This window comes from Streptomyces sp. PL-29, from assembly GCF_058344425.1.
Genome location: NZ_CP136996.1, coordinates 6168609 through 6195179 on the forward strand (window position 1 = coordinate 6168609; position 26571 = coordinate 6195179).

18 protein-coding genes and 1 pseudogene are annotated in these 26571 nt (G+C 73.9%); 10 read left to right on the top strand and 9 right to left on the bottom strand.

From position 1 onward, the window contains the following. Window positions 1-3096, bottom strand: a complete 3096-nt coding sequence (locus R4Z63_RS28115; protein ID WP_384453747.1) for an AfsR/SARP family transcriptional regulator — start codon at window positions 3094-3096, stop codon at window positions 1-3. A 341-nt stretch (window positions 3097-3437) separates the two neighbouring features. Here R4Z63_RS28115 and R4Z63_RS28120 point away from each other — a divergent pair, with 341 nt between their 5' ends. Both R4Z63_RS28120 and R4Z63_RS28125 read left to right on the top strand, forming a co-directional pair. Beyond that, on the top strand, window positions 3438-4481 hold the full coding sequence (locus R4Z63_RS28120) for a hypothetical protein (protein ID WP_384453750.1): 1044 nt from the start codon (window positions 3438-3440) through the stop codon (window positions 4479-4481). 230 nt (window positions 4482-4711) lie between these two features. Then, on the top strand, window positions 4712-5995 hold the full coding sequence (locus tag R4Z63_RS28125; RefSeq protein WP_384453753.1) for a phosphatase PAP2 family protein: 1284 nt from the start codon (window positions 4712-4714) through the stop codon (window positions 5993-5995). 82 nt (window positions 5996-6077) lie between these two features. Here R4Z63_RS28125 and R4Z63_RS28130 read toward each other — a convergent pair whose 3' ends face one another. After that, a complete protein-coding gene (locus R4Z63_RS28130) occupies window positions 6078-7610 on the bottom strand; it encodes an amino acid permease (RefSeq protein WP_384456501.1) in 1533 nt (510 codons plus the stop codon). Window positions 7611-7719: 109 nt separating this feature from the next. After that, complete coding sequence (locus R4Z63_RS28135; RefSeq protein ID WP_384456498.1) at window positions 7720-8700, bottom strand: hypothetical protein; 981 nt, start codon at window positions 8698-8700, stop codon at window positions 7720-7722. Window positions 8701-8990: 290 nt separating this feature from the next. Between R4Z63_RS28135 and R4Z63_RS28140 the strand changes: the two genes are divergently transcribed. From R4Z63_RS28140 to R4Z63_RS28150, 3 genes are read left to right on the top strand one after another with little or no spacing between them, the layout of a single operon-like run. Continuing rightward, complete coding sequence (locus tag R4Z63_RS28140; protein WP_384456504.1) at window positions 8991-10427, top strand: FGGY family carbohydrate kinase; 1437 nt, start codon at window positions 8991-8993, stop codon at window positions 10425-10427. Beyond that, window positions 10424-11824 (top strand): FAD-dependent oxidoreductase, encoded by a 1401-nt coding sequence (locus R4Z63_RS28145; RefSeq protein WP_384456495.1) that lies wholly within the window; start codon window positions 10424-10426, stop codon window positions 11822-11824. The genes R4Z63_RS28140 and R4Z63_RS28145 overlap by 4 nt, the downstream gene beginning before the upstream one ends. After that, on the top strand, window positions 11821-13050 hold the full coding sequence (locus tag R4Z63_RS28150) for an FAD-dependent oxidoreductase (protein WP_384456492.1): 1230 nt from the start codon (window positions 11821-11823) through the stop codon (window positions 13048-13050). Before R4Z63_RS28145 ends, R4Z63_RS28150 begins: the two co-directional genes overlap by 4 nt. Window positions 13051-13130: 80 nt before the next feature. Here the strand turns inward: R4Z63_RS28150 and R4Z63_RS28155 are convergent, their stop codons facing one another. Continuing rightward, window positions 13131-13304 carry a CsbD family protein gene (locus R4Z63_RS28155; RefSeq protein WP_078555841.1) on the bottom strand — a complete coding sequence of 58 codons (174 nt, stop codon included), beginning with the start codon at window positions 13302-13304 and terminating at the stop codon, window positions 13131-13133. Window positions 13305-13499: 195 nt separating this feature from the next. Between R4Z63_RS28155 and R4Z63_RS28160 the strand changes: the two are divergent. Both R4Z63_RS28160 and R4Z63_RS28165 read left to right on the top strand, forming a co-directional pair. After that, a pseudogene (locus tag R4Z63_RS28160) lies at window positions 13500-13989 on the top strand (flavin reductase family protein). Between the two features lie 264 nt (window positions 13990-14253). Further along, a complete protein-coding gene (locus R4Z63_RS28165) occupies window positions 14254-16422 on the top strand; it encodes a tetratricopeptide repeat protein (protein WP_384445355.1) in 2169 nt (722 codons plus the stop codon). A 33-nt stretch (window positions 16423-16455) separates the two neighbouring features. Here R4Z63_RS28165 and R4Z63_RS28170 read toward each other — a convergent pair whose 3' ends face one another. The 4 genes from R4Z63_RS28170 to R4Z63_RS28185 form a co-directional block, all read right to left on the bottom strand. Next, window positions 16456-17760 carry an MFS transporter gene (locus R4Z63_RS28170; RefSeq protein WP_384445353.1) on the bottom strand — a complete coding sequence of 435 codons (1305 nt, stop codon included), beginning with the start codon at window positions 17758-17760 and terminating at the stop codon, window positions 16456-16458. Then, the gene (locus R4Z63_RS28175; RefSeq protein WP_384445376.1) at window positions 17757-18881 is read right to left on the bottom strand and encodes a PLP-dependent cysteine synthase family protein; all 1125 of its coding nucleotides are present in this window, start codon (window positions 18879-18881) and stop codon (window positions 17757-17759) included. The genes R4Z63_RS28170 and R4Z63_RS28175 overlap by 4 nt, the downstream gene beginning before the upstream one ends. 128 nt (window positions 18882-19009) lie before the next feature. Beyond that, the gene (locus R4Z63_RS28180) at window positions 19010-19438 is read right to left on the bottom strand and encodes a hypothetical protein (protein ID WP_384445351.1); all 429 of its coding nucleotides are present in this window, start codon (window positions 19436-19438) and stop codon (window positions 19010-19012) included. A gap of 308 nt (window positions 19439-19746) precedes the next feature. Beyond that, window positions 19747-20136: a hypothetical protein gene (locus R4Z63_RS28185; protein ID WP_384445350.1), complete on the bottom strand. Its 390-nt coding sequence runs from the start codon at window positions 20134-20136 to the stop codon at window positions 19747-19749. 271 nt (window positions 20137-20407) lie between these two features. On the opposite strand from R4Z63_RS28185, the gene R4Z63_RS28190 reads away from it, so the two are divergent. The 3 genes from R4Z63_RS28190 (at window position 20408) to R4Z63_RS28200 (ending at window position 24231) form a co-directional block, all read left to right on the top strand. After that, window positions 20408-22240, top strand: coding sequence for an ABC transporter ATP-binding protein (locus R4Z63_RS28190; RefSeq protein WP_078555843.1), 1833 nt, complete (start codon window positions 20408-20410; stop codon window positions 22238-22240). Window positions 22241-22295: 55 nt separating this feature from the next. Continuing rightward, entirely contained in the window at window positions 22296-23033 is a 738-nt protein-coding gene (locus R4Z63_RS28195) for a carbonic anhydrase (RefSeq protein WP_384445348.1), read from the top strand. Window positions 23034-23154: 121 nt separating this feature from the next. Continuing rightward, the gene (locus R4Z63_RS28200; RefSeq protein WP_384445346.1) at window positions 23155-24231 is read left to right on the top strand and encodes an enoyl-CoA hydratase/isomerase family protein; all 1077 of its coding nucleotides are present in this window, start codon (window positions 23155-23157) and stop codon (window positions 24229-24231) included. Between the two features lie 41 nt (window positions 24232-24272). Here the strand turns inward: R4Z63_RS28200 and R4Z63_RS28205 are convergent, their stop codons facing one another. Further along, window positions 24273-26540, bottom strand: a complete 2268-nt coding sequence (locus R4Z63_RS28205; RefSeq protein WP_384445344.1) for an ATP-binding cassette domain-containing protein — start codon at window positions 26538-26540, stop codon at window positions 24273-24275. Window positions 26541-26571 lie beyond the last annotated feature (31 nt).

Below are 26571 nucleotides of genomic sequence, written 5' to 3' on the forward strand. Positions count from 1 at the left end.
CTAGGCCTCCAGCCCACAGGGTTCGGCCAGGGCCGGCGCCGACTCCTCCAGCAGGCAGGCCACCTCGGCCGCCTCCGGAAGACCCAGCCGGCAGAAGATCTCGTACGCCTGCCGCAACCGCCGCCCGGCCTCCGCCCCGCGCCCCAGGTCCGCCAGCGAGCGGCCCAGCACCACCAGCGCCTGGGCCTGGTCCCGCTCCGCCCCCAGCTCCTCGCAGAGCAGCAGCGCCCGCCCGGCGTGGTCGAGTGCCTCGTCGGCCCGGCCGAGCGAGCGCAGACTGTCCGCCAGCCGGTAGCGCGCGTGCGCGGCCCGGTCCCGCAGCCCCGCTCCCGTCGCCACCGCCAGGCACTCCCGGAACCAGGTCACCGCCTCCTCGTGCCGCCCGAGCCCGTGCAGCGCCAGACCCAGCACGTACAGGGTGTACGCACGCCCCGGATCGTCCTGCCGGGTCCGCAGCTCGGCGAGCACCTCGTGACAGATCTCCACTGCCTCGTCCGCCCGCCCGCTGCGCACCCGCGCCAGCGCGGCGTTCACGGTCGTCACCAGGGCGCCGGAGCGGTGGCCGAGTTCGTTGGCCAGCAGCAGCGCCTCGTCGTAGTGGTCGACCGCCTCGTCGTAGCGGCTGAGGAACTGGCAGATCAGTCCGAGGTCGTTGAGCGCCTGGCGGAGGATCACGGTGTCGCCGGCGGTCCGTGCCGCGTCCACCGCCCGGCGCGCGGCCGCCTCGGCGGCGTCCAGCCGGGTCGCCGCCAGGGCGACGTTCCCGCGCAGGAAGTGCGCACGTCCGGCGGCCCGTACGTCGCCGTGCCGCGTCGCCGCCTCGGCCAGCGCGTCGGCGGTGGCGGCGAGTTGCCGACTTGGTGGGGTGAGCACGAACGGGGTGAGCGCGATCAGCAGGTCGATCGCGGCGCGCAGCGCCGACGTGCGGAAGCCGTCCGGGGCCGTGCCCGCCGTGCCGTCCGCCGGTCCCGCGTCGGCTGCGACCTGGGCCGCCAGCGCCACCGCACCTGCACGCTCCGCCCCCGTCCACTCCCGGGCCGCGTCCCACCCGCTCAGCGGCACCCCCGGCGACCTTGCCGGTCCCAGCGCGCCCGCCGCCGGATCACCGGGAACCGCGTGCTGGAAAGCGGTGCAGGCCGTGGCCAGCAGGTGGTCCAACAACCGGTCGCGGGCCGCAACCGCCTCCCCGCAGTCCATCGCACCGCCCGCCGCGGCAGTGGGGTCCGCCTCCGGAACCGGGCGCCGCCGGGCGAAGGCGCGCAGCAGGTCGTGGTAGCGGTAGCGCCCGGGGAACGGCGACTCCACCATCGCCACGTCCACCAGAGCCTCCAGCAGGTCCTCGGCGTCGTACTCGTCGAGATCGAGGAGAGCGGCGGCGGCCGGCAGCCCGATGTCCGGCCCGTCGACGGACGCGACCAGCCGGAACGCCCGGGCCTGCTCGGCGGTGAGCTGCCGGTAGCCCAGTTCGAAGGCGGCGGCCACCGCGAGGTCGCCGATCCGCAGCTCGTCGATCCGCCGCCGTTCCACCTGGAGCCGGCGGCTGAGCGTCTCCACCGTCCACCCGGGGCGGGCCGCGAGCCGCGCGGCCACGATCCGGACCGCCAGCGGCAGGTGTCCGCAGGCCACCACCAACTCCAGCGCCGCGTCGCGTTCGGCGGCGAGCCGGTCCGCCCCGATGGTGCGGCCGAGCAGGTCCAGGGCCTCGGACGGGTGGAACACGTCCAGGTCGACGTGGACGGTGGCGGGTAGCCCGGCCGGCCGGGTCCGCCCGGTGGTGAGGACCGCGCAGCCGACCGCGCCCGGCAGGAGCGGGCGGATCTGCGCGGTGTCCTTGGCATTGTCGAGCACCACCAGCAGCCGCCGCCCGTCCACGACGGACCGGAACAGCGCCGAGCGGGCGTCCAGCCCGTCGGGCACCGCGTCGCCGGGCACCCCGAGTGCCACGAGGAAGCCGCTGAGCACCGCTTCGGGGTCGGCGGGCACCGGATCGGAGCCGCGCAGGTCGACGTAGAGCTGGCCGTCCGGATAGGACGCACGGACGCGGTGCGCCACGTGCAGGGCCAGCGCCGTCTTGCCGACGCCGCCCATCCCGACGACGGTGGCGATCACCAGTGCCTGTGCCGAGGGCGTGCCGAGTGCCTCGTCCAGCACCCGGACCGGCGCGGTGCGCCCGGTGAAGTCGGCGGCGTCCGGCGGGAGCTGGGCCGGTCTCGGAGGGGCGGGCGCCGGTCTGGGCGCAGCCTCCTGGGCCTTCTTCTCCTCGTGCCGGTCCGGTGCGGCCGCCCGGGGACCGGACCCGTGCCCGGCGCCGTCTTCGGCGCCGGCGCTCTCCCGGGCCGGCTCCGGCGGTCGCCCGAGCTGTTCCCCGGGGGCCGCCGCGACCGGATCCGGGGCGGCCAGCGACGGATCGCCCTCCAGGATCCTGCGGTGCAGGTGCTCCAGCTCCGAGCCCGGTGCGACGCCCAGTTCCGCGAGGAAGAGCTGCCGCACCCCGCGGTACACCGCCAGCGCGTCGGCCTGCCGTCCGGCCTGGTACAGCGCCCGCATCAGCAGCTCGTACGCCCGCTCGTGCAGCGGGTGCTCCGTGGTCAGGGCGGTCAGCTCGGGGATGCAGCGTGCATAGCGGCCGAGCGTCAGGTCCAGCCCGATGCGCTCCTCCAGCAACGTCAGCCGCAGTTCCTCCAGCCGCTGCCGGTGCCGTTCCGCGAACGGGCCCGGTACGCCGGCCAACGGCTCGCCCTGCCACAGTTCCAGCGCCCGGTTGAGCAGGTCCCGGGCGCGCAGTGGATCGGTCCGCGCGGTGCGCTCCGCCTCGGCGGCCAGCGACTCCGCCTCCGCGGCGTCGACCGCGAGCTTCGGCAGCACCAGCCGGTAGCCGTCCCCCATCGACACCAGCACGCTCGACGCGGGCCGGTCGTTCCCGGCCGTGTCCCCCGCGCCGTCACCGGCCCCGGCGTCCAGCACCTTGCGCCACCGCCACGCGTAGGTGCGCACGGTGGTCATCGCCGCGCCCGGCGGTTCCTCGCCCCACAGCGCCGAGATGAGCTCGGTGGCGCTGGCCGAGTGCCCAGGCCGCAACAGGAGGACGGCCAGCATCGCCTGCTGCTGCGGACTGCCTGTCTTGAGTGCGGTACCGCCCCGGTGAGCCCGCAACAGACCGAGTAATGAGAAACGCAGATCGCCCAAGTCCTGCCCCCAGCCCCAGAACACGGTGCCCGCCCCCGCTCGGCGCCCATGTCTCGATTTGTGTCACCTATTAACCACAGCGTCGCCCACGGTGTCGAGAGTCCGTTGAGTCTGTGGTGATCAGGCGTTGAACCTTGCGATACAGAATCGCACCGTGCCGCGGGCACGCCGGAGACCGTCCGGGCACCGCGCCCGCCCCCCTAGGCCGCCGGTGGCGCCGGGCCCGACCCTACATTCGGAGGCGGACGTCCGTGAACACCCCATTGCTGTACAGATTGCTCGGCGCCGATCCCGAGGCCGGGCCGGCGGAACTGCTGCACCGTGCCCGAGCCGGCCGTCACCTTCCCCACCTGGTGCTCTCCGCCCTGGACCGCGAGGGGGTCCGGATGGGCGGGCCGGCCCGTGCAGAGCTGGGCCGGGCCCGCGACCGGGCCGACCACTACGTCCGGCTGGCCGAGGGCCTCGCCTGCTCCACGGGGGTGCGCGCCATCCGGGGCCTCCCGCTCGCCGGGTACTACCCGGCCGGTCTCCTGCGCCCGCTGGACACCCTCGACCTGGTCGCCCCCGACGAGGCCGCGCTCTGGCAGGCGGTCGTCCGCCTGGTCACCGACCACCCGGTGGAGCACATCGGCGTCTCCCTGCTCGGCGAGCGCCCCCACCACACCGCCGTCACGGTCCACTGGCCGGCCGAGGACCCCCTCGTCGATCCCTGGTACCGGGTGCACCTGTCCACCGCCGCGCTGCCGGGCGACGGCGACGCGGTGCCCGTACGGCCGTACCTGGTCGCCGACGCGCACGTGGAGTGCCTCATCGCCCTGGCCGAGTCCCGCCTCGGCGGGCCCGCGCTGCCGCCCGACCCCCTCACGCTTTTCGACGTCGCGGTCCTTGCCGGCCGGCCGTTCGAGGCGGCCGAGACCGCCGCCGTCCTTGCCGCCTACCGCCTGGCGCCCGAGGCCGCGGACCTCCTCGACCGCGCCGCCGAGCACCTACCGCTGGGCCCGCTCGCCACGGTCCGTGCCGCGCTCGTCCCCGCGCTGGCCGCCGAGCACCGGCGCCGCAGCGAGGACCCCGCCGGCTCCCGACCGGCCCGGACCCGGCACGGCGCGCTGCTCCGGCGCACCGTCATCCGGCACTCCTGGGCCGAGGCTCGACTCCTCACCCCCAGCCCCGGCACCTCCCTCCTGCTCACCCCCGTCGCGGACTACCTGCTCACGCCGGCCGCCGGAGCCGTGGCCGAGCCGGCCACCCGCAGCGCCGCCCTGGATGCCCTCCACTCCTGGGACACGCTCTGCTGAGGGTGTGGGGAATTCTGTATTCCGCATGGCGCGCGCCCGCACCCTCCGGGATTCCCACCTGTGGCCTTCCTTACTATTCCGAACAGATCCACCCGTTCCGCTAGCATGTTCGAGCAAACAATGATCAGGTTGACATGTGAACATCGGCTGAAAAATTGATATCTGCGGAAAAGCAAACGATTTCGCGAAAAGGCGGAGCCGAGTCCGCCGCACGGCGGCGGCCACATGTCGTGCTGTGGGGCGCGGTGGGTGCGGTGGCCCTCGCATTCCTCGTCGCACTGGAGATCGCCGCACGCCACTACGGCGTGCGGGGGCCGATCGCCGACCAGGCGCGGGAGGTGCTGTTCGCCCCGAAGTCGGGGACGGTGCTCTACGCAGGCATGGCCCTGATGCTGGTGGTGCTCACCTGGCGGCAGCGGTGGATCGCGATCGGGGCCGCGGTCGGCATCGACCTCGTCTTCTGGCTCGTGCGCCGGGCGGTCGACGCCGAGATGATGTACGGCAACGGCGCCCTCCTGGTCACCCTGGCCTGTGCCGTCGTCGCGCTCACGCGACGCACCGGCCGTGAACGGACGCTGCTGCTGCAGGGCGTCGGCCTGGCCCTGCTGCTGGTCACCGGCCGCAAGACGGGCTACACCTGGCTGCTGATCACCTCGAAGACCCGTCCGAGCGTGCTCGACCCGTACGTGGCGACCGCCGACCAGGCACTGGGCAACCCGTCCTGGGTGGCGGGCCGGATCGTCGAGGCCACCGGCGTCGTCGGCTTCCGCGTCCTCGAATTCGTCTACATCCAGCTGGCGGTGATGGCGGTCGTCGTCGCGCTCTACCAGCTGCGCAACGTGGCGGTCGAGCGCCGCTTCCCGCGCCACCACCTGGTGCGCACCTTCCTCGCCATCGGGCTGCTCGGACCGGGAATCTACATGGTCTTCCCGGTGGTCGGGCCGATCTTCGCGTACGGTGCCGACGGCGGCCCGTGGGCGCTGGCGGAACTCTGGCCCAACACTCCGCCGCCGATCACCGTCCCGCAGCCGATTCCGTTCGACGAGTTCACCCCGCGCAACTGCATGCCCAGCCTGCACACGGCCTGGGCCACGGCGATCTTCATCCACTCCCGCAAGGCCCCGCGGGCGCTCCGCTGGGCGGGAACGTTCTGGCTGATCGCGACGCTCGGCGCAACGCTGGGATTCGGCTACCACTACGGCGCGGACATCGTCGCCGGTGTCGTGTTCACCCTCACGATCGATGCCGGGCTGCGCACCCTCGACCACGGCCGGGACCGCAGGGGCGTCCGGCTGGTGGCCCACGGCGCCGCGGTCTTCGCCGGGCTCCTGCTGTCCTACCGCTTCCTGTCGACGGAGATGGCGGCGCACCCGTGGGTTGCCGGCCCGCTGGTCGTCCTGGCCATGGTCTCGGTGATCTACGCCTACGTCCGCACCACCGGGCGGTGGGACCGTCCGGCCGCGGAGGTGCACATGCCGCAGCAGCGCCGCGAATCGCAGCCCGAACTGGTCTGAGAGCGCCGAGCCGCGCCCCGCTCCTGCGGGGCGCGGCTCGGCCGTGCGTACGGCGGTGCGGCCGTCGTGCCGCACCGCCGGGTCAGACGATGCCCTCGGCGATCTCGGCCTGCTCGCGGGCATTGCCGTAGGCCGACGGGGTGCCGTACGAGCGTCGCGCGGCGTACCACCAGGCGCTGGCCAGGGCCAGGACCACGGCCAGGGCGATCGCGGCGTAGTTCATCGAGTCGATGGTCACCGGCGACTGCTGCGGCAGGCAGAACAGCACGGTGACGACGGCCACCCACACGACGGCGGTCCAGCCGATCGGCTTGCTCCAGCGGCCCAGGTTCCACGGGCCGGGCTGGAACCGGTTCCCGGCGCGCAGCCTCAGGTAGACCGGGATGGCGTAGGCCGGGGTGATGCCGATGACGTTGATGGCGGTCACGGCCCCGTAGGCGGTGGCCGAGTACAGCGACGGGAGCGCCAGCACCGCCGCCACGGCGACGGAGAGCCATACGGCCGGGACGGGCGTCTGCGTACGGCTGCTCACCTTGCGCCACAGCGCGGAACCGGGGAGCGCGTTGTCGCGGCTGAAGGCGAAGACCATCCGGCTCGCGGCGGCGACCTCGGCGTTGCCGCAGAAGAGCTGCGCGACGATGACCACGAGGAGCAGGGCGGTGGCCCCGCCCGAGCCCAGCGCGTCGATGAAGATCTGGGCCGGGGGGACACCGGTGGCGGTGTTCTGGACGGCCGCGTAGTCCTGGATGGCGAAGGTCAGGCCCGCGAGGAGCGCGAAGCCGGCGATCCAGGAGACCCAGATGGCCCGGACGATGCCCCGGGCGGCCGAGACGGAGGCGTTGGAGGTCTCCTCCGACAGGTGCGCGGAGGCGTCGTACCCGGAGAAGGTGTACTGGGCGAGCAGCAGGCCGATGGCCGCCACGTAGAAGGGGTTGGCCCAGCCGGTGTCGTTGACGAACTCGGTGAAGACGAACGAGGGCGACTGGTGCTGGTCGGGTATGAAGGCCAGGGCGCCCACGATCAGGGCCACGCCGCCGAGGTGCCACCAGACGCTGACCGAGTTGAGCACGCTGACGAGGCGGACTCCGAAGAGGTTGAGTGCGGCGTGCAGCAGCAGGATGCACAGGAAGATCACGAACGTCAGGCCGGGGGTGGGCTCGACGCCGTACTGGAGGTTGAGGAACGCGCCGGTGAACAGGGCGGCGCCGTAGTCGATGCCGGCGATGGCGCCGAGCAGGCCGAGCAGGTTCAGCCAGCCCGTGTACCAGCCCCAACGGCGCCCGCCGAGTCGGTCGGCCATGTAGTAGAGCGCTCCCGAGGTGGGATAGGCGCTGGTCACCTCGGCCAGGGCGAGGCCCACGCAGAGCACGAACAGGCCGACGCCGGCCCAACCCCACAGCATCACGGCCGGACCGCCGGTGCCCAGGCCGAATCCGTAGAGGGTCATGCAGCCGGAGAGGACGGAGATGACCGAGAAGCTGATGGCGAAGTTGCCGAAGCCGCCCATCCGGCGGGCGAGGACCGGCTGGTAGCCGAGCTCTCTGAGCCGTTCCTCCTCGTCCCGCCGGGGCGGGGCCTTGCGGTCCTGGCGGACGGTCGGCGTGGTGCGGGACATGGGGGAAGTACCTCCGGGGGTCGTGAGCGGCGGGGACGTGGAGCGGGGGATGCGCGGTGGGACAGCGTGAACCGGTGGGGAGGCCACGGGGCGCGGGGCCCGCGCGCGGTCAGTCCAGGGCCGCCAGGCTGCGGGCCCGGGCCCGCACGAAGACCTCCATGGCCAGCTCCTGGTCGGCCGGGTCGCGGGTCCGGTGGGCCCACGGCAGGGTGGTCCAGTAGCGGCCGATCGCATCGAAGACCCGCGCGGCGTCACCGAACCGGTGGGCTCCCCACAGCGCGTGGGCGAGGTGGTTCAGGTCGAGCGGCGAGGCGCGGCGCAGGTCGCTGCAGCGGAACCAGGTGTCCAGGGCGTGACCGGCGGCGCGGACGGCCTCCTCGGCGACCCAGTGCAGGTCGAGTGCCTTCTCCTGGCCGCGTTCGCGGCGGTACCGCTCGACGCTGAGGTAGAGCGGCAGGAGGTGGACGGCGGATCCGGGCGGGGCCGAACCGGACGCCCAGTGGACGAAGTTGGCGGCCTCGGTCAGCGGTCCTGGCGTACCCGCGCACACGAACTGCAGCATTCGGTGGTACGCCTCGCGGTTGTACGGATCGCGCTTGTCGATCTGGGCGAGGATGCCCCAGGGGCCGCGGGGCAGCATCAGGGCCGGCGGCGGCTGCCGGTGCTCGTCCATCGAGCGGTGCTCGTCGAGGAGGGCCAGCGCCAATAAGCACACCCAGGGCACGGGGTCGGCGGGGCTGAGCTCAGCGGCGTCGCGGCAGGCGGCCCACGCCTCCTGCCATAACTCGCGCGTGCGGGGGTGGCGCGCCCGGTGGGCGCGGACGGCACGTTCCACGGAGACCCGGGTGTGCAAGACGCAGGCGGCGACGCTCCGCGGCTCCTCGGACCGCCACGCCTGGACCACGTCGGATCCGGCCGCGACGGCGGCGAGCACCTGGGTGCGCTGGGTCCACAGCCCCCAGCCGTCCGTCCGGTCCAGTAAGTGGGCCATCGCCACCCAGCGGCCGGTGCGCAGGTCTTGCACGGCGGCCCGCAGGTCGTTGTCGTGGCCGGCGGGGTGGTACACGGGCCGGAAGTCGCCGCCCGCCATCACCTCGCCCCGGTCGGCAGGTAGTCGGGTCGGGCGCGTCTTGCGGTGGTGGTGGTCATCGGTCCTCGCATCGCATGGCCTTCGCGCCTGGTGATCGGCGATCACTATAGAGTGACTGTGAGCGTTCGAGTCATGAAACTTTTTCGAATGCAAGTATCAAGCCACATACAAGATGTGAATTTGCGTCAGAGCCAACACCGTGCGCGCAAACCGATCTTGACGGGGTGGCGTGCGCTGGTGAAGGCTGCCCGGAGACGATCGTGCATGCCGACGCCAGGGACGGAGTGGTGATGACGGGCCCGGTGCTCGCTGTGGACCAGGGCACCTCGGGAACCAAGGCCCTCGTCGTCTGCCCCGCGCGCGGGGTCATCGGCTCCGCCGCCACCCCCGTCCGGCCCCGTTATCTGCCGGGCGGCCGTGTGGAAGTCGACCCCCGGGAGCTGCTGGATTCGGTCGTCGACGCGGGGCGCGCCGCCCTGGCCCAGGCCGGTGAACCGGTCGCTGCGGTGGGCCTGGCCAACCAGGGGGAGACCGTCCTCGCCTGGGCCCCGGTCAGCGGTGAGCCGCTGACCGAGGCGATCGTCTGGCAGGACCGCCGGGCCGACCAGCTCTGTGCCGAACTGGCGCCGCACGCAGCGGCGTTGCAAGAGCTCACGGGACTGCCGCTCGACCCGTATTTCGCCGCGCCCAAGATGGCCTGGATACGTCGTCACCTCACCCGGGAAGGCGTCGTGACGACCAGCGACGCGTGGCTGGTGCACCGGCTCACGGGTGCCTTCGTCACCGACGCGGCGACCGCCGGCCGCACCCAACTGCTCGACCTCGACACCGCCGACTGGTCGCCCGCGGCACTCGACGCCTTCGGCCTCGCCGGCGAACCGCTGCCCGAGGTCGTCGGCGCGGACACCCACGTCGGCACCACCACCGCCTTCGGGCCCCCGCTGCCACTGACGGGCCTGCTCGTCGACCAGCAGGCCGCACTCCTCGCCCAGCGCATCACCGAACCGGGAACCGCCAAGTGCACCTACGGGACCGGGGCGTTCCTCCTCGCGCAGAGCGGACCGCGACCCCGCCGCAGCAGCACCGGACTCGTCGGCTGCGTCGCCTGGCAGCTCGGCGGCGAGACCAGTTACTGCCTGGACGGTCAGGTCTACACGGCCGCGTCCGCCGTCCGCTGGCTCACTGACCTCGGCGTGATCTCCGGCGCCCGGGACCTCGACACCGTGGGCGCGACCGCCCCCGACGCCGGCGGCGTCACCTTCGTCCCGGCCCTCGCCGGCCTCGCCGCCCCGTGGTGGCGGGGCGACCTGCGCGGCTCGATCACCGGGCTCGGCCTCGACACGACAGCCGGGCACCTGGTGCGCGCGCTGTGCGACGGCATAGCGGCCCAGGTCGCCGAGCTCGCCGACGCCGTCGCCGCCGATCTCGGCGCGCCACTGGCCGCACTGCGCGTCGACGGCGGCCTCACCCGGTCCGCCCTGCTCATGCAGGCACAGGCCGACCTGCTGCAGATCCCCGTCGAGGTGTCCGCCCTCCCGGACGCCACCGCCCTCGGCATCGGCGCCGTCGCCCGGCTCGGCCTCGACCCCTCCCTCACCGTGCACGAGGCCGTACCGCAGTGGAAGCCGTCCGCCGTCTACGAACCGAAAGCCGGCGCCGGGCAGGCCGCCGAGCGCCGCGGACGGTTCCGGACGGCGGTGTCCGCCCTGCTCGACGGCCCGGCGTGACGGTCACCCGGCGCGGCCGGCTGCCCGGCGGCGACCCGTACGACGTGACGGTCGTCGGCGCCGGCGTCGTGGGCTCGGCCATCGCCCGCGAACTGGCCCGCCTCCCGCTGCGGATCGCCCTGATCGACGCCAGCGACGACGTCGGCAACGGCACCTCCAAGGCCAACACCGCCATCCTGCACACCGGTTTCGACGCGGTGCCCGGTTCCCTGGAGGCCCGGCTCGTCCGGGACGGGCAGCGGCTGCTCGCCGCGTACGCCGCCGACAGCGGCATCCCGGTGGAACCGGTCGGAGCCCTGCTCGTGGCCTGGAACGAAGAGCAGCTCGCGGCCCTGCCGGGCCTCGCCGACAAGGCCGTGCGCAACGGCTACCACGCGGCCCGCATCCTCCCGCCCGCCGACGTGCGGGCCCGCGAACCGGAGCTCGGACCCGGCGCACTCGGCGCCCTCCACGTCCCGGACGAGTCCCTGATCTGCCCCTGGACCACCACCCTCGCGTACGCCACCCAGGCCGTGCGCGGCGGGGTCGAGCTGCACCTCAACTGTCCCGTACGCGACATCGCTCCGGGCCGGCCGCACATCCTCGCCACCGGCCGCGGCCCGCTGCGCACCCGGCACCTGGTCAACGCGGCGGGCCTGTACGCCGACGAGATCGACCGGCTCCTCGGCCACGCGGACTTCACGGTGACGCCCCGCCGCGGACAGCTGATCGTCTTCGACGAACTCGCGCGCGGCCTCGTACGCCACATCCTGCTGCCCGTGCCCGACGCCCGCGGCAAGGGAGTGCTGGTCACGCCGACCGTGTACGGGAACGTGATGCTCGGGCCGACCGCCGAAGACCTGGACGACAAGACGGCCACCGGCTCGACCGCCGAAGGGCTCGCGCTGCTGCGGGAGAAGGGACGGCGGATCCTGCCGGCCCTCCTCGACGAAGAGGTCACCGCCGTGTACGCCGGGCTGCGCGCCGCCACCGGGCAGGAGGACTATGCGATCCGCGCGCATCCCGCCCAGCGCTGCGTGACCGTGGGCGGGATCCGGTCCACGGGCCTGACCGCCTCGATGGCGATCGCCGCCCACGTGGTGGAGCTGCTCGCCGAGGGCGGCCTGCCCCTGACCGGCGCCCGGGAGCCGGAACCGGTGCGGATGCCGAACCTCGGCGAGGCGCTCCCCCGTCCGTACCGCGACGCGGCGATGATCGCGGCGGATCCGGAGTACGGCCGGATCGTCTGCCACTGCGAGCGCGTCACCCGCGGGGAGATCCGCGACGCGCTCGTAGCGACCGTACCGCCCGCCTCGCCGGACGGTCTGCGGCGGCGCACCCGCGCCGGCGCCGGCCGCTGCCAGGGCTTCCACTGCGGCGCCGCCGTCCGCGCCCTGTTCGAGGAGTCGCGCCGGTGAACCGTGCGGAACGGACGGCCCGTACGGACGTGCGGGCCGACGTGCTGGTCGTCGGCGCCGGCCCGGCCGGACTGGCCCTCGCCGCCCGGCTGGCGCGGGCGGGCGCCGGACGGGTCGAGGTCCTGGAACGCGAGCCGGAGCCGGGCGGGATGCCGCGCCACCTGCACCACGGCGGCTTCGGCCGGCCGCCGCTGCCGGGGCTGCGGGGCCCGCAGTACGCACGCCGCGCGGTGCGGGCTGCGCTCGCCGCGGGGGCCGCGCTCCGCACGGGCGTGACCGCCACCGGCTGGGCCGGCCCGCTCACCCTGGAGACCACCGGCCCGTCCGGCCTGGAACGGATCACGGCCCGCGCCGTCGTACTCGCCACCGGAGCCCGGGAACGCCCGCGCAGCGCCCGGCTGGTACCCGGCTCACGCCCGCAAGGGGTGCTGACCGGAGGGGAGTTGTTCCAGGCGGTCCACACCTACGGACTGCCCGTCGGCCGGCGGGCGGTGGTCGTGGGCGCCGAGCCCGCGGCCCGCCACGCGGCGGCCACGCTCCGGCAGGCGGGCACGGAGGTGCTGGCGATGACCACCGAGCATCCGCGCGCCGCCGCCGTACCGGGGATCCCGCTGCTCACGGCGACCACGGTCGGCGAACTGCGCGGCCGGGACCGGCTGACCGGCGTCCTGGTCCGTCACCGGGACGGCCGTACGGGCCTCCTCGCCTGCGACACGGTGGTCTTCACCGGCGACTGGATCCCCGACCACGAACTGGCCCGCCGCGGCGGCGTCCCCCTGGACCCCGGCACGCGGGGCCCCGGCGTGGACGCCTCCTTCCGCACGGCCGCGCCGGGTGTCTTCGCGGTCGGCAACGCCCTGCACGGCATCGAGAGCGCGACCACCGCCGCGGCGGAAGGGGCCGCCGCGGCCGCCCCCGTACTCGCCCACCTGGCGGGCGCCCCCTGGCCGGGGCCCGGCCTGCCGCTGCAGGTCCGTGCCCCGCTCGTGTGGGTGACACCGAACCGCATCACGGCCGGCACCGGGGCCGCCGTCCGGCGGCCCCTGCTGCTGCGTCCCGCGCATTCCGCCGCCGTACCCGCGCTGACGGTCACCCAGGACGGACGGTTGCTGTGGCGGCGCCGCTCGCTGCTCGCGGCGTCCCCGTCCCGCTCCCTGCGCCTCGCGCCCGACTGGACGGGACGGGTGGATCGCGGGGGCGGCCCGGTCGTGCTGACCCTGACCTGAGTGCCCGTACCGGTCCGGGCGGGCACGGCTGATCACGTCGAATGGCGGCGCCGCGATCGCGGCGCCGCCATTCGACGTCGTCAGCCCTTGAAGGTGTCCTTGATCTTCTCCTTGGCCTGCCGGGCGTTGCCCTTGGTCTTCTCGGCGCGGCCCTCGGCGGTCAAGCGCTCGTTGCCGACCGCGCGGCCCGCGGTCTCCTTGAGCTTGCCCTTGGCCTGTTCGGCCTTGGCCCGGCTCTTCTCCTTGTCGGACACGAATGATCACTCCCTGGAGCTCGGGGTACGGATGCGTCGTACATCGCGTCGTACACCCCGCTTCTGACCGCGATCCCCGGTGGCAAACACGGCCCGCCCGATTCCACGGGGACCGAAATGACCGCCCGGACCCGCGGTGGGACGATGGGGTGGCCGGGGGTGGGGCCGGGAGAGGGCGAGAGGGTGAGTGCCACCGTGGCGGAGCTGGACGCGTTCACCGACGTACTCGACTACCCCGTGTACGTGGTGACGGCGGCGGCCGGGGAGCGGCGCGCCGGGTGTCTGGTGGGCTTCGCCTCCCAGTGCTCCATCGATCCGCCCCGGTTCATGGTGTGGCTCTCCAAGGCCAACCACACCTACACGGTCGCCCAGACCGCCTCCCACCTCGCGGTGCACGCCCTGAGGGAGGACCAGAAACGCACCGCCGAGCTCTTCGGCGGCCGGACCGGTGACGACACCGACAAGTTCGCGCACCTCGCGTGGCGGCGGTCGGCACACACCCCCGCGCCGATCCTGACGGACGCCGCCGCCTGGTTCGTCGGCCGGATCGAAGGGCGCACCGACGGCGGGGGACCACACCGGATTCCTGCTCGCTCCGGTCGAGGCGGGGCCGCCCGGCCCGGAACGGCCGCCGCTGCTGCTCCTCAGCGACGTCGCGGACCTCGCACCCGGCCACCCGGCCTGACGGCCCGGCCCGCACCGGCCGCGCAGGGCCCGGATCCGCGTCGATCCCGTACGGGCGTCCGAGCCGCACGTGCCCGGCTCCCCCCGGACCCGAACGAGGTCCTGTCGCCGTGCCCGCCGGGGGAGAAGCGCCCCGGACCGCCCGCACGCGCTCCGCCCGACCGCCGACTTCCGGACAGGTGCGGCGGTCACCTCGTCGCCCCTGGTTCCCCATTCGCCCGCGCGGGTGAAAATGGGGGTCGGCCACGGACGTGTGGGGGGCGGCATGCCGGTGTTGCTCGTACGGGAGAACGGCCGCGTGCGCGGCTGGCCGGCCTACGTGGGCGCGGTCGGCCTGGGCGCGGCGGCCCTGGCCCTGGCCTCGCTGTGGACCAGCGGGGCATGGGCCACGGGCATCGGCGCCGCCGTCACCACGTTCTCCGGGCTGGCCGCCGAACGCCTGCAGCCCCGGCGCCGCGCGGCGCCGGGCGGGAACGCCGCCGCGAGCGGAGCGGACGTGCTGCTGCGCACCGCGGCGGGCCGCATCCCCACCCTGCGCCGGCTGGACCGACCCGAGCCGGCCGGCGCCCACCACGCGGACGGGCATCCCGCCGACGGGAGCCGCACCCCGGCCGCGCCCCCGGCGTACATCCGCCGGGACGTGGAGCCGCAGTTGCGCGAGGCGCTCGGCCGGGGCGGATTCGTCCTGCTGGTGGGGGAGTCCACCGCGGGCAAGTCCCGGCTGGCGTACGAGACGGCCCGTGCGCTCTTCCCCCGCCACGCCTTCGTCCGCCCCCTGGGCAGGGGCGCGCTCCCGGAGGCGCTGCGTGTGGCGGGCCAGCGGCGCCGGGCCGTGCTCTGGCTCGACGACCTGGAGGAGTTCCTCGGCGCGGGAGGACTCACGGCCACCATGCTGGCCGCACTGCCGGTGCCGGGACGCCGGGTGGTGTTGGCGACCATGCGCACCCAGGAGTTCCGCCGCTTCGACGCCCGCGAGGAGAGCCGGCTGACGGGCTCCGACCGCGACGCCTGGCGCACCCAGCGGGACGTCCTCCGACAGGCGGAAGTGGTGCGGCTGGCCCGGCACTGGTCGCCCGAGGAGCGGCGGCGGGCCGCCGCGCACGGACAGGACCCGCGGATCAGGGCGGCGCTGCGGGCGGGAGAACGCTTCGGCATCGCGGAAGTCCTGGCTGCTGGACCGGAGTTACTGGCTGCCTGGCACAACGCCTGGGCGCCCGGCACCAATCCGCGCGGTGCGGCCGTGGTAGCGGCTGCCGTCGACTGCCGGCGCGCCGGGCTGCGCACCCCGGTGAGCCGGGACCGGCTGCGCGAACTGCACCGGCCCTACCTGGTGGCGCGCGGAGGCGGTGATCTCCAGCCGGAACCCTTCGACGAGGCGATGAACTGGGCCTGCACGGCGGTCTACGCCACCAGCGGGCTGCTCATCGGCAACTACTCCCAGGGATACACGGCCTTCGACTACCTCCTCAACGCGCCCGGCCTGCCACCGGTGCCGGAACACCTGTGGCAGACCCTCGTCACCAGGGTCACGCCGGCCGAGTCCTACGACATCGGCCTGCTGGCCCACCAGGAGGGGAGGCCGCGCCGGGCCGCCGAAGCGCTGTCCCGGGCCCGCCTGGGCGCCGTCCCCGGAGCCGACTTCCTGCTCGCCATCACGGTCGGGGACGCGGGACGCCCCCGCCGGGCCGCGGCCGACCTCGCCGGGATCACCCGGCGACGCGAGGACCGGCTGGGCCCGGACCATCCGGACACCCTGGCCGCCCGCCACCAGCTGGCCTTCTTCACCGGTGAGGCCGGCAACCCGCACGCCGCGGCCGGCCGGTTCGCCGCCCTGGCCGCCCACGCCGGGGCCGTCCTCGGCGCGGACCATCCGGACACCCTGGCCGCCCGTCACGAACTGGCCTACTTCACGGGCGAGTCGGGCGCCCCGGCCGAGGCGGCCCGGCAGCTGACCCGGCTGCTCGCCGACCGGCTCCGGGTGCAGGGCCCGGACGAGCCCCAGGTACTCGCCACCCGGCGCAGCCTGATCTGGTACCGGGCCGGCGAACCGGCCCGCACCGAAGCGGAGCTGGCCGAGCTGCTGACCGACGCGGAACGCTGCCTCGGCCCGGACGACCCGCACACCCTCGCCGTCCGCAGCAGCCGTGCCGCCTTCACGGCACGGGCCGGCCGGGCCGCCGAGGCCGCGGCCGCCTGGGAGTCGCTCGTGGCCGACCGCACCCGGGTCATGGGCCCCGATCACCCGCACACGATCTACGCCCGCCTGGAATGGGCCCGGGCCCTGGCCGCAACGGGCCGGCCCGAGCAGGCCCGCACGCTGCTCACCCGGACCCTCGGCGACGCCCGGACCCTGCTGGAGCCGGGCCACCGCCATCTGCGCCTGGCCCGGGAGCTGCTGGCCGGTCTCCCGCCGGCGGGGCGGCAGCAGGCGTAGCCCGCGGGCCGTCCGCGCCGGGGGAGGGGCGACTCAGGCGGCGGCCGGCTGCGTGCGCTGCGCGAGGCCGGTGGCTGCGAGGCGCCCGCTGCGGTGCAGCCAACGGACCACGGCGGCGCACAGGGCGCCCAGAGCGGCCAGGGACAGCCACGGCAGCGCCGGCGCACCCGAGGACCGGGCCGCGTCGAGGGCCGCACCGGTGAGCAGGTTGCCCACGGTGATGCCGATGCCGCAGACCGTGTTGTAGAGCCCGTAGTGGGTCGCGACGAGACGGTCCCCGGAGAGCCGGATGATGGTGTCCATCTCGAACGGGTAGGCGATCATCGTGCCGAGGGCGAGCAGCAGGGCCGCCGCCACCGGCGGCCCGGCGGCGAGCAGCCACCGTCCCGCACCCCCGTCCGGCACCGGCACGGCCGCCGCCAGGAGCAGCGGCAAGAACGCGCCGCCCATCACCAGCAGGCCCCGTGTCAGCGCCCGGCCGGGCTCCGTGTGCGCCCTGAACCAGGCGGTCACCCGCGTCTGGAACAGGACGGTGCTCAGCCCCGACACGGCGAACAGCCCGGCCGTCACGGCCCCCGAGAACGCCCCGTCGCCGCCGACCCGCCGGACCTCCAGCGGCAGTGCCAGGTACACCTGGAAGGTCAGCACGTACGAGCCGGTCATCGCGGCCGCGAACAGCAGGAACGGCCGATTGGCGAGGATCTGCCGCCATTGGGCCCGTACGCTTTCCGGTGCGCCGCCGGGCCCCGTGCCCGCCCGGTCCGCCCCGCGTGCGGGCAGGCCGCGGATCTGCACGAGGCTCAGTACGGCGAAGATCCCGGCCGCCGTCAGGCAGGTGACGCGGAAACCGGCCCCGGTCAGCACCATTCCCACCAGCGGCCCGAGCAGGATGCCGGCCTGATAGAAGACGTTGAACAGGGCGAACGCCTCCACCCGGCGGTCGGCCGCGTCCGCGGCCAGGTAGGCCCGGGACGCCGGGTTGAACAGGGCCCCCGCCAGGCCGGTGGCCGCCGAGGCCGCCAGCAGGGCGGGCACGGAGTCGACGACTCCGAGGGCGGCGAAGCCGACGACGCGCAGCAGCAGACCGGCGACGATCATGGGTTTGTAGCCGAGCCGGTCGGCCAGGGTGCCGCCGATCAGGAACATCCCCTGCTGGCTGAAGTTGCGTACGCCGAGGACCAGGCCGACGAGCCAGCCGGCCAGCCCCAGCGAGCCGGACAGGTGCGCGGCCAGGTACGGCATCAGCATGTAGAAGCCGAGGTTGATGGTGAACTGGTTCACCATCAACAGCCGGACGGAGCGGTCGTAGGAGCGGACCTGCGTGAGGAACCCCTTCACCGGCCGGACCCCTCCGCCCGCTCAGGTGACCGGGGGGCCCGCTCCTCGGCGGTCAGCGGATCGACCACGGCGGCGCACCGCGTCCACCGGGTGACCTCCTTCTCGTCGACGCGTCCCACGACCTCCGGTTCGGCGGCCGGCGGGCCGTCGAGGAGCCCGTGGGCGGCGCAGTAGTCGTCGTCGTAGACGGTGCCGAGGTAGCGCTGGGGTCCGTCGGGGAAGACCGCGGCGATACGGGTGTCCGCCGCCCGGGTCCGGGCCAGCCAGCCGGCGACCAGGGCCACCGCACCGACGCTCCAGCCGCCCGTGGCGTAGTGCGAGCCCGCGAGCTGCCGGCAGGCCCACACCGCTTCGGACGGGGCCACCCAGTGCACCTCGCCGAAGTCGCCGTAGGCGACGTTGCGGGGGTAGATGCTCGATCCCAGCCCGCGCATCAGGCGGGGCCGCGCGGGCTGGCCGAAGATGGTCGAGCCGATCGTGTCCACGCCGACCAGTTCCAGTTGCGGGTAGAGCTGGCGCAGCACGCGGGAGACGCCCGCGGAGTGCCCGCCGGTGCCCACGCTGCACACGAGGACGTCGATGTGCCCCAGTGCGGTGGCGAGTTCGAGGGCGAGCGGTGTGTAGGCGGCAGTGTTGTCGGGGTTGTTGTACTGATCGGGACACCAGGATCCGGGATGCCGGGCCATCAGCTGCCGTACCCGTTCGCGTCGGGCCTCCTGCCACCCGCCGGCGGGGTGCGGCTCGGCCACGACGTTGACCTGGGCTCCGTAGGCGGTCAGCAGTTTGGTCATGGACGGCTCCAGACCCGGGTCGGTGACCAGGGTGACCGGATGTCCGTGGACCATGCCGGCCAGGGCGAGCCCCAGGCCGAGGGTGCCGCTGGTGGACTCGATGATCCGGGCGCCGGGCAGCAGGTCGCCGCGGGCGCGGGCGCGTTCGACCATGTGCAGGCCCGGCCGGTCCTTGATGCCACCGGGATTGAAGCCCTCCAGCTTGGCCCAGAAGCCGTGGCCCTCGGGGGCGAAGGGTTCGGACACGCGCAGGAGAGGGGTGTTGCCGACGAGCCCGGACAGGGCGGCGCCGCGGGCGGGCGGGGTGGTCTGCGTGGACGGAGAGGACATCTTCCTCGGCTCTCGTTCGTAGACGGCTGTTTCCGTGCACATCTCGTCCGTCTCCGTCGCGTCGCGGTGTCGGCCCGCGGGTGACGGAGTCGGACGGCGGCCTTGGGTCAAGGCCGCACGAACGGCTGCTAGATCCGCCAGCAGCAGATCCGGTTCCTGGTTCTGCGTCCCGTGAGCGCGGTGCCGGGAGACGGAGAGGCGCCGCGCCGCGCCGGGCCGGGCGGCGCGGCGGCGAGCAGCGCGAGGAGTACCGCGAACAGCACCGGGAAGGCGGCCGGGCGCTGCACCGCGACGTCGGGTACGCCGCGGGGCGCGAGGTGGAGGACGCAGGGGTCGTCGGGGTGGGGCACTCCCGGGGAGTCGTCGGCGGCGCTCTCGTGGTGGTGGACCGGGGCGGACGGCGCCGAGGCCTGCCGCTGGGACGGCGCGCCCTCGTGGACGAGGCAGCCGACCAGCGCGGCGGTGAAGGCGGACAGCGCGAGCAGCGCGGACAGCACGAGCAGCGGCCGTACGAGGGCACCCGTGCGGCGGGCGGAGGGGGAAGGACGGAAGGACACGGCTCCTCCGGGAGGTGCGTCGGACCGTGGGCGGGGACGGGGGAGCCCGGTACGGGCAGGCGGGTGGTGCCGTGGGGTCATGCGGAGTGTTCCGCCGATGCCCGGGGCACCGGTTGGCGCGCCCCCTGAACACCCGGGAAGGGTGAACGCCCTGGGCCGCGTGGCCCAGCCGGCCCGTGGCGGCGTGGAGACGGTCGAGGAAGGGTTGCGCATGTGGCGCCGTCCGCCCTCGTACCGGGCGTACTCCGGTGATCCCGACAACGCGCGAGGGTGCGTGCAGGCGCCGCGCGGGACGTTCGCGACACGGCCTAGAGGCGCAGCACTCCGTGCGCGGGCGGGAGCGGGGCGCCACAGGTCCGCGGGGTCGTCTGCGGCGGCGCGGAAGCGTCTGCCCGCCGGGCGCGCGTGGCCGGGCCGGCGCTCGCCTGCGGGTGGCCCGCGGGAGCCGTACCGCGCTCGGAGCGGCCGGGCATGCACTGCTCGGCCGGATGCGCGGCGGTGTCCGCGCCGAACACGAGGGCCTGCGAGGGCACGGCGGAGGCGGAGACCGAACGGCCGTGGTGCAGGTCGCCGCTCCCCGCGCCGATCCCGTGCGCGTCGAGCAGCCCGAGCAGGAGCAGGGCCGACCACAGGAGCAGCAGCGGACTCCGGCTTCCCCGGGTCCGCGGCGCGCCGGAGGACGACCGAGCCGTGATCATGCCGTGATCCTAGCCACCCGTGCGTGGTCGGCGGCAAGCGTGTCCGCGTGAATGGCTCGAAAGGGGCGGGGGCTCCGGCGGCGCAGGGGCAGCCCAACGCGGCACACGCCGCCTTCGCCCGGCCGACGGCTCCCCGCCCCGCCGACCGCGCGCGAGCCCTCCCGAGGGCTGGGGGACAGCGCTCGGCGCCCGGAAAACGCGTGGACCGCCCCGGCGCCCATACGGGACACTCCGACTCCTGTCCTGCCGGTCCGACCACACAGGGTTGGGGATGGATTCACCGAAATCACCCGAGAACAAGCCGAGCCGGGGCTCGGTCCTCCTCGCACTTCGCTCCTACGGACGCGAGCTGGCGCGCCTGCGCGGGCTGACCGCTCCGGCCATGCTGCTCCCGGCGCTGGGCAACATCGGCATCTTCTACGTCGCGCCGCTGGTCGTCGCGAAACTCGTCGGCCGGGTCGCCGACGGAGGCTCCGCCGGAATCGACGCGATGCTGCCCTACGTCCTCGGCTTCGCCGGCGTCCTGCTGCTCGCCGAGGTGCTGTGGCGGATCGGACTGCACTGCCTCAACCGCCTTGACGCCCGCGGCATCGAGCACCTCTACGTCATCGGAATGGACGAGCTGTTCGCGAAGGACGCGGCGTTCTTCCACGACAACTTCGCCGGGTCGCTGACCAAGCGCGTCCTGAGCTTCGCCTCCCGCTTCGAGGAGTTCGTCGACACGCTGACGTTCTCCGTCATGGGCAGCTTCGTGCCGCTGCTCTTCGCTTCCGTGGTGCTCTGGCAGTACGAACCGATGCTCGTGGTCGGCCTCCTCGCGCTGATCGTTCTGACGGCGTTCTGTGTCACCCCCCTCATCCGCCGCCGCCAGACCCTCGTCGCCCAGCGCGAGGAGGCGATCGCCCGGGTCTCGGGCCACGTCGCCGACAGCCTGATGAACATGGACACGGTGCGGGCGTTCGCCGCCGAGGGCCGTGAGGCCGCCGAGCACCAGTCCCGCGTCGCGGAGTCGCGGCGGCTGACACTCCGCTCGTGGGACTACGGCAACCTGCGCATCGACACGCTGGTCGCGCCCCTGTCCGTGCTGACGAACGTGCTGGGACTGCTGATCGCCGTCGCCCTCGGCGCGGGCGAGCATGGCGTGGAGGCGATCATCGTCACCTTCACCTACTACGCCAACGCGACCCGCATCATGTTCGAGTTCAACCAGATCTACCGGCGCCTGGAGAGCTCGATGACGGAGGCGGCGCAGTTCACCGAACTGCTGCTGGAGCCGCCCACGGTGCTCGACCCGGCGGTGCCGGAGCCGCTGCGCTCCGAGAGCGCCGACGTCCGGTTCGAACGGGTGGACTTCTCCCACGGCGGAGCGCGGCCGCTCTTCGAGGGCCTCGACCTGGACGTGCCCAGCGGATCGAAGATCGGTCTCGTCGGCCGGTCCGGCGGCGGCAAGACCACGCTCACCCGGCTGCTGCTGCGGATGACGGACGTCGACGGCGGCCGGATCATGATCGGCGGCCAGGACATCAGCCGGCTGCGGCAGGCCGACCTGCGCAGCCGGCTCGCCTACGTGCCCCAGGACCCGGCGATGTTCCACCGGACACTGCGGGAGAACATCGCCTTCGCCCGGCCCGGCGCCACCGAGGCAGAGGTCCGCCGCGCCGCCGAGGCGGCGCACGTCACGGAGTTCGCCGACGCGCTGCCGGACGGTTTCGACACCATGGTCGGCGAACGCGGCGTCAAACTGTCCGGCGGACAGCGCCAGCGGGTCGCCCTCGCCCGAGCCATCCTGCGCGACGCGCCGATCCTGCTGCTCGACGAGGCGACCAGCGCCCTGGACTCCGAGAGCGAGATCCTGGTGCAGGAGGCACTATGGCGGCTCATGGAGGGCCGGACCGCCCTCGTGGTGGCCCACCGGCTGAGCACCGTGGCCACCATGGACCGGCTCGTCGTCCTGGACCGGGGCCGCATCGTGGAGCAGGGCTCGCACCGGGAACTCCTTGCCGCAGAGGGCGCTTACGCGCGGCTGTGGAAACACCAGTCGGGCGGCTTCCTCCACGACACCGTCCACGCCACCGACCCCGAAGCGCGCTCGGGGCTCGACTGAACCGGGGCCGTGTCCTGCGGAGCCGGCGAGTCGCAAGTGAATAGTTTGTCCTGATATGAGTGTCGAGGCTGAAGGTCGAGAGGTCCCGGGCCGGCGGCGGCTGGCCCGGGCGGTGCTGACGGGCGTGGCCGCCGTGGGGGCTGGGCTGGTGGCGGGCTCCGCCCGCGTGCCCATGGCCGCTCCGCCCGGGGGCGGGGCCGGATCGAGGCCCACCACCCCCGAGTCGGCGCTGCGTGAACTGGTGACGGGAAACGGGCGCTGGCGGACCTACCACGAGCGCCATCCCGACCAGACGCGCACCGTGCGGCGCACGCTGGTCGCCGGCCAGCACCCGTTCGCCGTCGTCCTCGGCTGCGTCGACTCCCGGGTCCCGCCGGAACTGGTCTTCGACCAGGGCCTCGGTGACCTGCTCACCGTGCGCTCGGCGGGCGAGGTCCTGGACGAGGCGGTCCTCGGGAGCATCGCCTACGGAGTCCTGGAGCTGCGCATCCCGCTGGTCGTCATCCTGGGACACCAGTCCTGCGGGGCCGTCGGCGCAGCGGTGCGGGCCGCCGAGGGCGGACCGCCGCTCCCGGGCCACATGCAGTATCTGGTCGATCAGATCCGCCCCGCCATCGACCGGGGGCTCCGCGGCGCCGCGCGGATCGACGCCGCGATCACCGCGAACGTGCGGCTGGTGCGGGGGCGGCTGGCCGCGGAGCCCGAGATGGCCGCCAGGATCTCCGCCGGGGCGCTTGCCGTCGTGGGCGCCCGCTACGAACTGACCAGCCAGCGCGTACGCCTGGTGCACTGAGCGCCCGCCGCCCGGCCCGTGCACCGCAGACCGGCCCGTGCCCCGCCGCCCGGCCCGTGCCCCGTGCTGCCGGCGCCGGGCGCCCGGGGCGCACCGTTGGCGTGGCCCTACTGTGAGGGCTGTGAAAAGCCAACCCGATACCGACGCGCACACCACCTCCGACGACGGCACCGTCCTGTTCCACGTCGAGGGACGGACCGGCGTGGTCACCCTCAACCGCCCCGGGGCCCTCAACGCGCTCACCCACACGATGGTGTTGCGGATGGCCGAGGCCCTCGACGCCTGGGCGGACGACGACGCCGTCGGGCAGGTGCTGATCCGCGGAGCGGGCGAGCGCGGACTGTGCGCGGGAGGTGACATCCGGGCCATCCACGACGACGCCAGGGCGGGGACCACCGCCTCCGCCGGCTTCTGGCGCGACGAGTACCGGCTCAACGCCCGTATCGCCCGATACCCCAAGCCGTACGTCGCCCTCATGGACGGCATCGTCATGGGCGGCGGCGTCGGCGTCTCCTCCCACGGCAGCGTCCGCGTCGTCACCGAACGCTCCCGAGTCGCCATGCCCGAGACCGGCATCGGCTTCGTCCCGGACGTCGGCGGCACCTGGCTGCTGGGCCGCGCCCCGGGCCGGCTCGGTACCCATCTCGCCCTCACCGGTGCCGCCGTGGGCGCCGCCGACGCGCTGCTCTGCGGGCTCGCCGACCACTTCGTACCCGCTGCCCGACTCCCGGAGCTGACAGCCGCGCTCGCCACCGCCCCCGCGGGCGAGGTCCTGCCGCGGTACGCCGCCACACCCGCCCCCGGGGTACTCGCCGGACAGCGCTCCTGGATCGACCGCTGCTACGCGGCCGGGACCGTCGAGGAGATCGTCCAGCGGCTGACCGACCAGGGCGATCCGGCGGCGAAGGAGGCCGCGGAGACGATCCTCGCCAAGTCCCCGACCGCGCTGAAGGTCACCCTCGCCTCGGTGCGCCGGGCCGCCGACCTCGGCACACTGGAGCAGGCGCTGGCCCAGGAGTACCGGGTCTCCTGCAACGCGCTGGCCTCACCCGACCTGGTGGAGGGCATCCGGGCGCAGGTCGTCGACAAGGACCGCGCCCCGCGCTGGTCCCCGCCGACCCTGACCGCGGTCACCGAGGCCGACGTGGAGCGGTTCTTCGCCCCGCTCGCCGAAGACCACGGGTCGAGCCTGCCGTAGCCCTCGGCGGGTGGGGCGCGGGCGGGAGCAGCCGCGCAGGCCTACGCGTCGGCGCCGACGTACTCCCGGAGGTGCCGGGCGGTCAGCGTGTCCGCCCCGGCCACCAGGGCGGCCGGGGTGCCCTCGAAGACGACCCGGCCGCCGGAGTGCCCGCCGCCGGGGCCGATGTCGATCAGCCAGTCTGCGTGCGCCATCACGGCCTGGTGGTGCTCGATGACGATCACCGAGTTGCCGTCCTCGACCAGCCGGTCGAGCAGGGCCAGCAGCTTGTCGACGTCGGCCATGTGCAGCCCGGTCGTCGGCTCGTCCAGGATGTACGTCGAGGACTTCTCCGCCATGCTGATCGCCAGTTTCAGCCGCTGCCGCTCACCGCCGGACAGGGTGTTGAGCGGCTGGCCGAGCCGCACGTACGAGAGGCCCACGTCCACCAGCCGCCCCAGGACGGCCCGCGCCTGGCCGCTGGGGAAGAACGCGTACGCCTCCGCGACCGGCATGTTCAGCACCTCGCTGATGTTCTTGCCGCGCAGCCGGTACGTCAGCACCTCGGGGGTGAACCGCCTGCCCTCGCACTCCTCGCACACCGTGGCCACCCCGGCCATCATCGCCAGGTCCGTGTAGACGAGCCCGAGGCCGTTGCACTTGGGGCAGGCACCCTCCGAGTTCGCGCTGAACAGCGCGGCCTTGACGCCGTTGGCCTTGGCGAAGGCGGTCCGGATCGGCCCCAGCAGCCCGGTGTAGGTGGCCGGGTTGGACCGGCGCGAGCCGCGGATCGGGGACTGGTCGGCCACCACCACCCCCTCGCGCCCGGCCAGGTAGCCGTGGATCAGTGAGCTCTTCCCGGACCCCGCGACACCCGTCACCACCGTGAGGACGCCGAGCGGCACGTCCACGCTGACGTCCTTGAGGTTGTGCAGGTCGGCGCCCTTCACCGACAGGTGGCCGCGCGGGCTGCGCACCGACTCCCGCAGTCGTGTTCGGTGTCCGAGGTGGCGCCCGGTGAGAGTGCCGGAGGCGCGCAGCCCCGCGACGTCCCCGCTGTAGCAGAGCTGCCCGCCCGCCGTGCCGGCGCCCGGCCCGAGGTCCACGACGTGGTCGGCCACGGCGATGACCTCCGGCTTGTGCTCCACGACCAGGACGGTGTTGCCCTTGTCGCGCAGCCGCAGCAGCAGGCCGTTCATGCGCTGGATGTCGTGCGGGTGCAGGCCGGTGGTGGGCTCGTCGAAGACGTACGTGACGTCCGTGAGGGAGGATCCCAGGTGGCGGACCATCTTGACGCGTTGGGCCTCCCCGCCGGACAGCGTGCCCGAGGGGCGGTCCAGGCTGAGGTAGCCCAGGCCGATCTCGACGAGGGAGTCGAGCAGGCCCCGGAGGTTGGACAGCATCGGCGCCACGGCGGGATCGTCGATCCGGCGCACGAAGCCGGCGAGTTCGCTGATCTGCATCGACGCGCACTCGGCGATGTTCACGCCGTGGATGCGCGAGGACCGGGCGGCCGCCGAGAGGCGGGTGCCCCCGCAGTCCGGGCAGGAGGTGAAGATCACCGCGCGCTCCACGAAGGCGCGGATGTGGGGCTGCATGGACTCGCGGTCCTTGGCGAGGTGGAGGCGGGTGATCTTGGTGATCAGGCCCTCGTAGGTGAAGCCGTTGGAGCCGGCCTTGACCTTCACCGCGCTCTTGTGGAGGAAGTCGGCCCACTCCTGTTCGGTGAAGTCCTTGAGTTTGGTGTCGGGGGAGTAGAAGCCGGAGTTCGCCATGTTCTGCCAGTACCAGGAGTCCACGGCGAAGCCGGGGGCGGTGATCGCGCCCTCGTTGAGCGAGAGTTCGCGGTCGACCAGCTGGTCCACGTCGATGTCGGAGACCTCGCCGACGCCCTCGCAGCGCGGGCACATCCCCTCGGGGTTGTTGAAGCTGAACGCGCTGGACGTGCCGATGTGGGGCGTGCCGACGCGGGAGTAGATGATGCGCAGCATGGTGTAGGCGTCGGTGGCGGTACCCACGGTGGAGCGGGAACCCGCGCCCATCCGCTCCTGGTCGACGACGATGGCGGCGCTCAGGTTGTGCAGTCCGTCCACGTCCGGCCGGCCGAGGCTCGGCATGAAGGACTGGATGAAGGCGGTGTACGTCTCGTTGATCATGCGCTGCGACTCGGCGGCGATGGTGCCGAAGACGAGGGAGGACTTCCCGGAGCCGGAAACGCCGGTGAAGACCGTGAGGCGGCGCTTGGGGATGTCGAGGGATATGTCGGCGAGATTGTTCTCGCGGGCCCCGCGGACCTGGATGACCTGGTGGTTGTCGGCGGCGATGTGCACGGAACTCCTCGAGGTGCGGGGTCTCGGCTGA

Coding starts and splice junctions, on each gene's coding strand:
- R4Z63_RS28130 (WP_384456501.1), bottom strand. CDS start 7,610: ATGTCCCGCACCACGCCGACCGTCCGCCAGGACCGCAAGGCCCCGCCC.
- R4Z63_RS28195 (WP_384445348.1), top strand. CDS start 22,296: ATGAGTGTCGAGGCTGAAGGTCGAGAGGTCCCGGGCCGGCGGCGGCTG.
- R4Z63_RS28190 (WP_078555843.1), top strand. CDS start 20,408: ATGGATTCACCGAAATCACCCGAGAACAAGCCGAGCCGGGGCTCGGTC.
- R4Z63_RS28165 (WP_384445355.1), top strand. CDS start 14,254: ATGCCGGTGTTGCTCGTACGGGAGAACGGCCGCGTGCGCGGCTGGCCG.
- R4Z63_RS28115 (WP_384453747.1), bottom strand. CDS start 3,096: ATGCTGGCCGTCCTCCTGTTGCGGCCTGGGCACTCGGCCAGCGCCACC.
- R4Z63_RS28135 (WP_384456498.1), bottom strand. CDS start 8,700: ATGGCGGGCGGCGACTTCCGGCCCGTGTACCACCCCGCCGGCCACGAC.
- R4Z63_RS28185 (WP_384445350.1), bottom strand. CDS start 20,136: ATGATCACGGCTCGGTCGTCCTCCGGCGCGCCGCGGACCCGGGGAAGC.
- R4Z63_RS28140 (WP_384456504.1), top strand. CDS start 8,991: ATGACGGGCCCGGTGCTCGCTGTGGACCAGGGCACCTCGGGAACCAAG.
- R4Z63_RS28175 (WP_384445376.1), bottom strand. CDS start 18,881: ATGTCCTCTCCGTCCACGCAGACCACCCCGCCCGCCCGCGGCGCCGCC.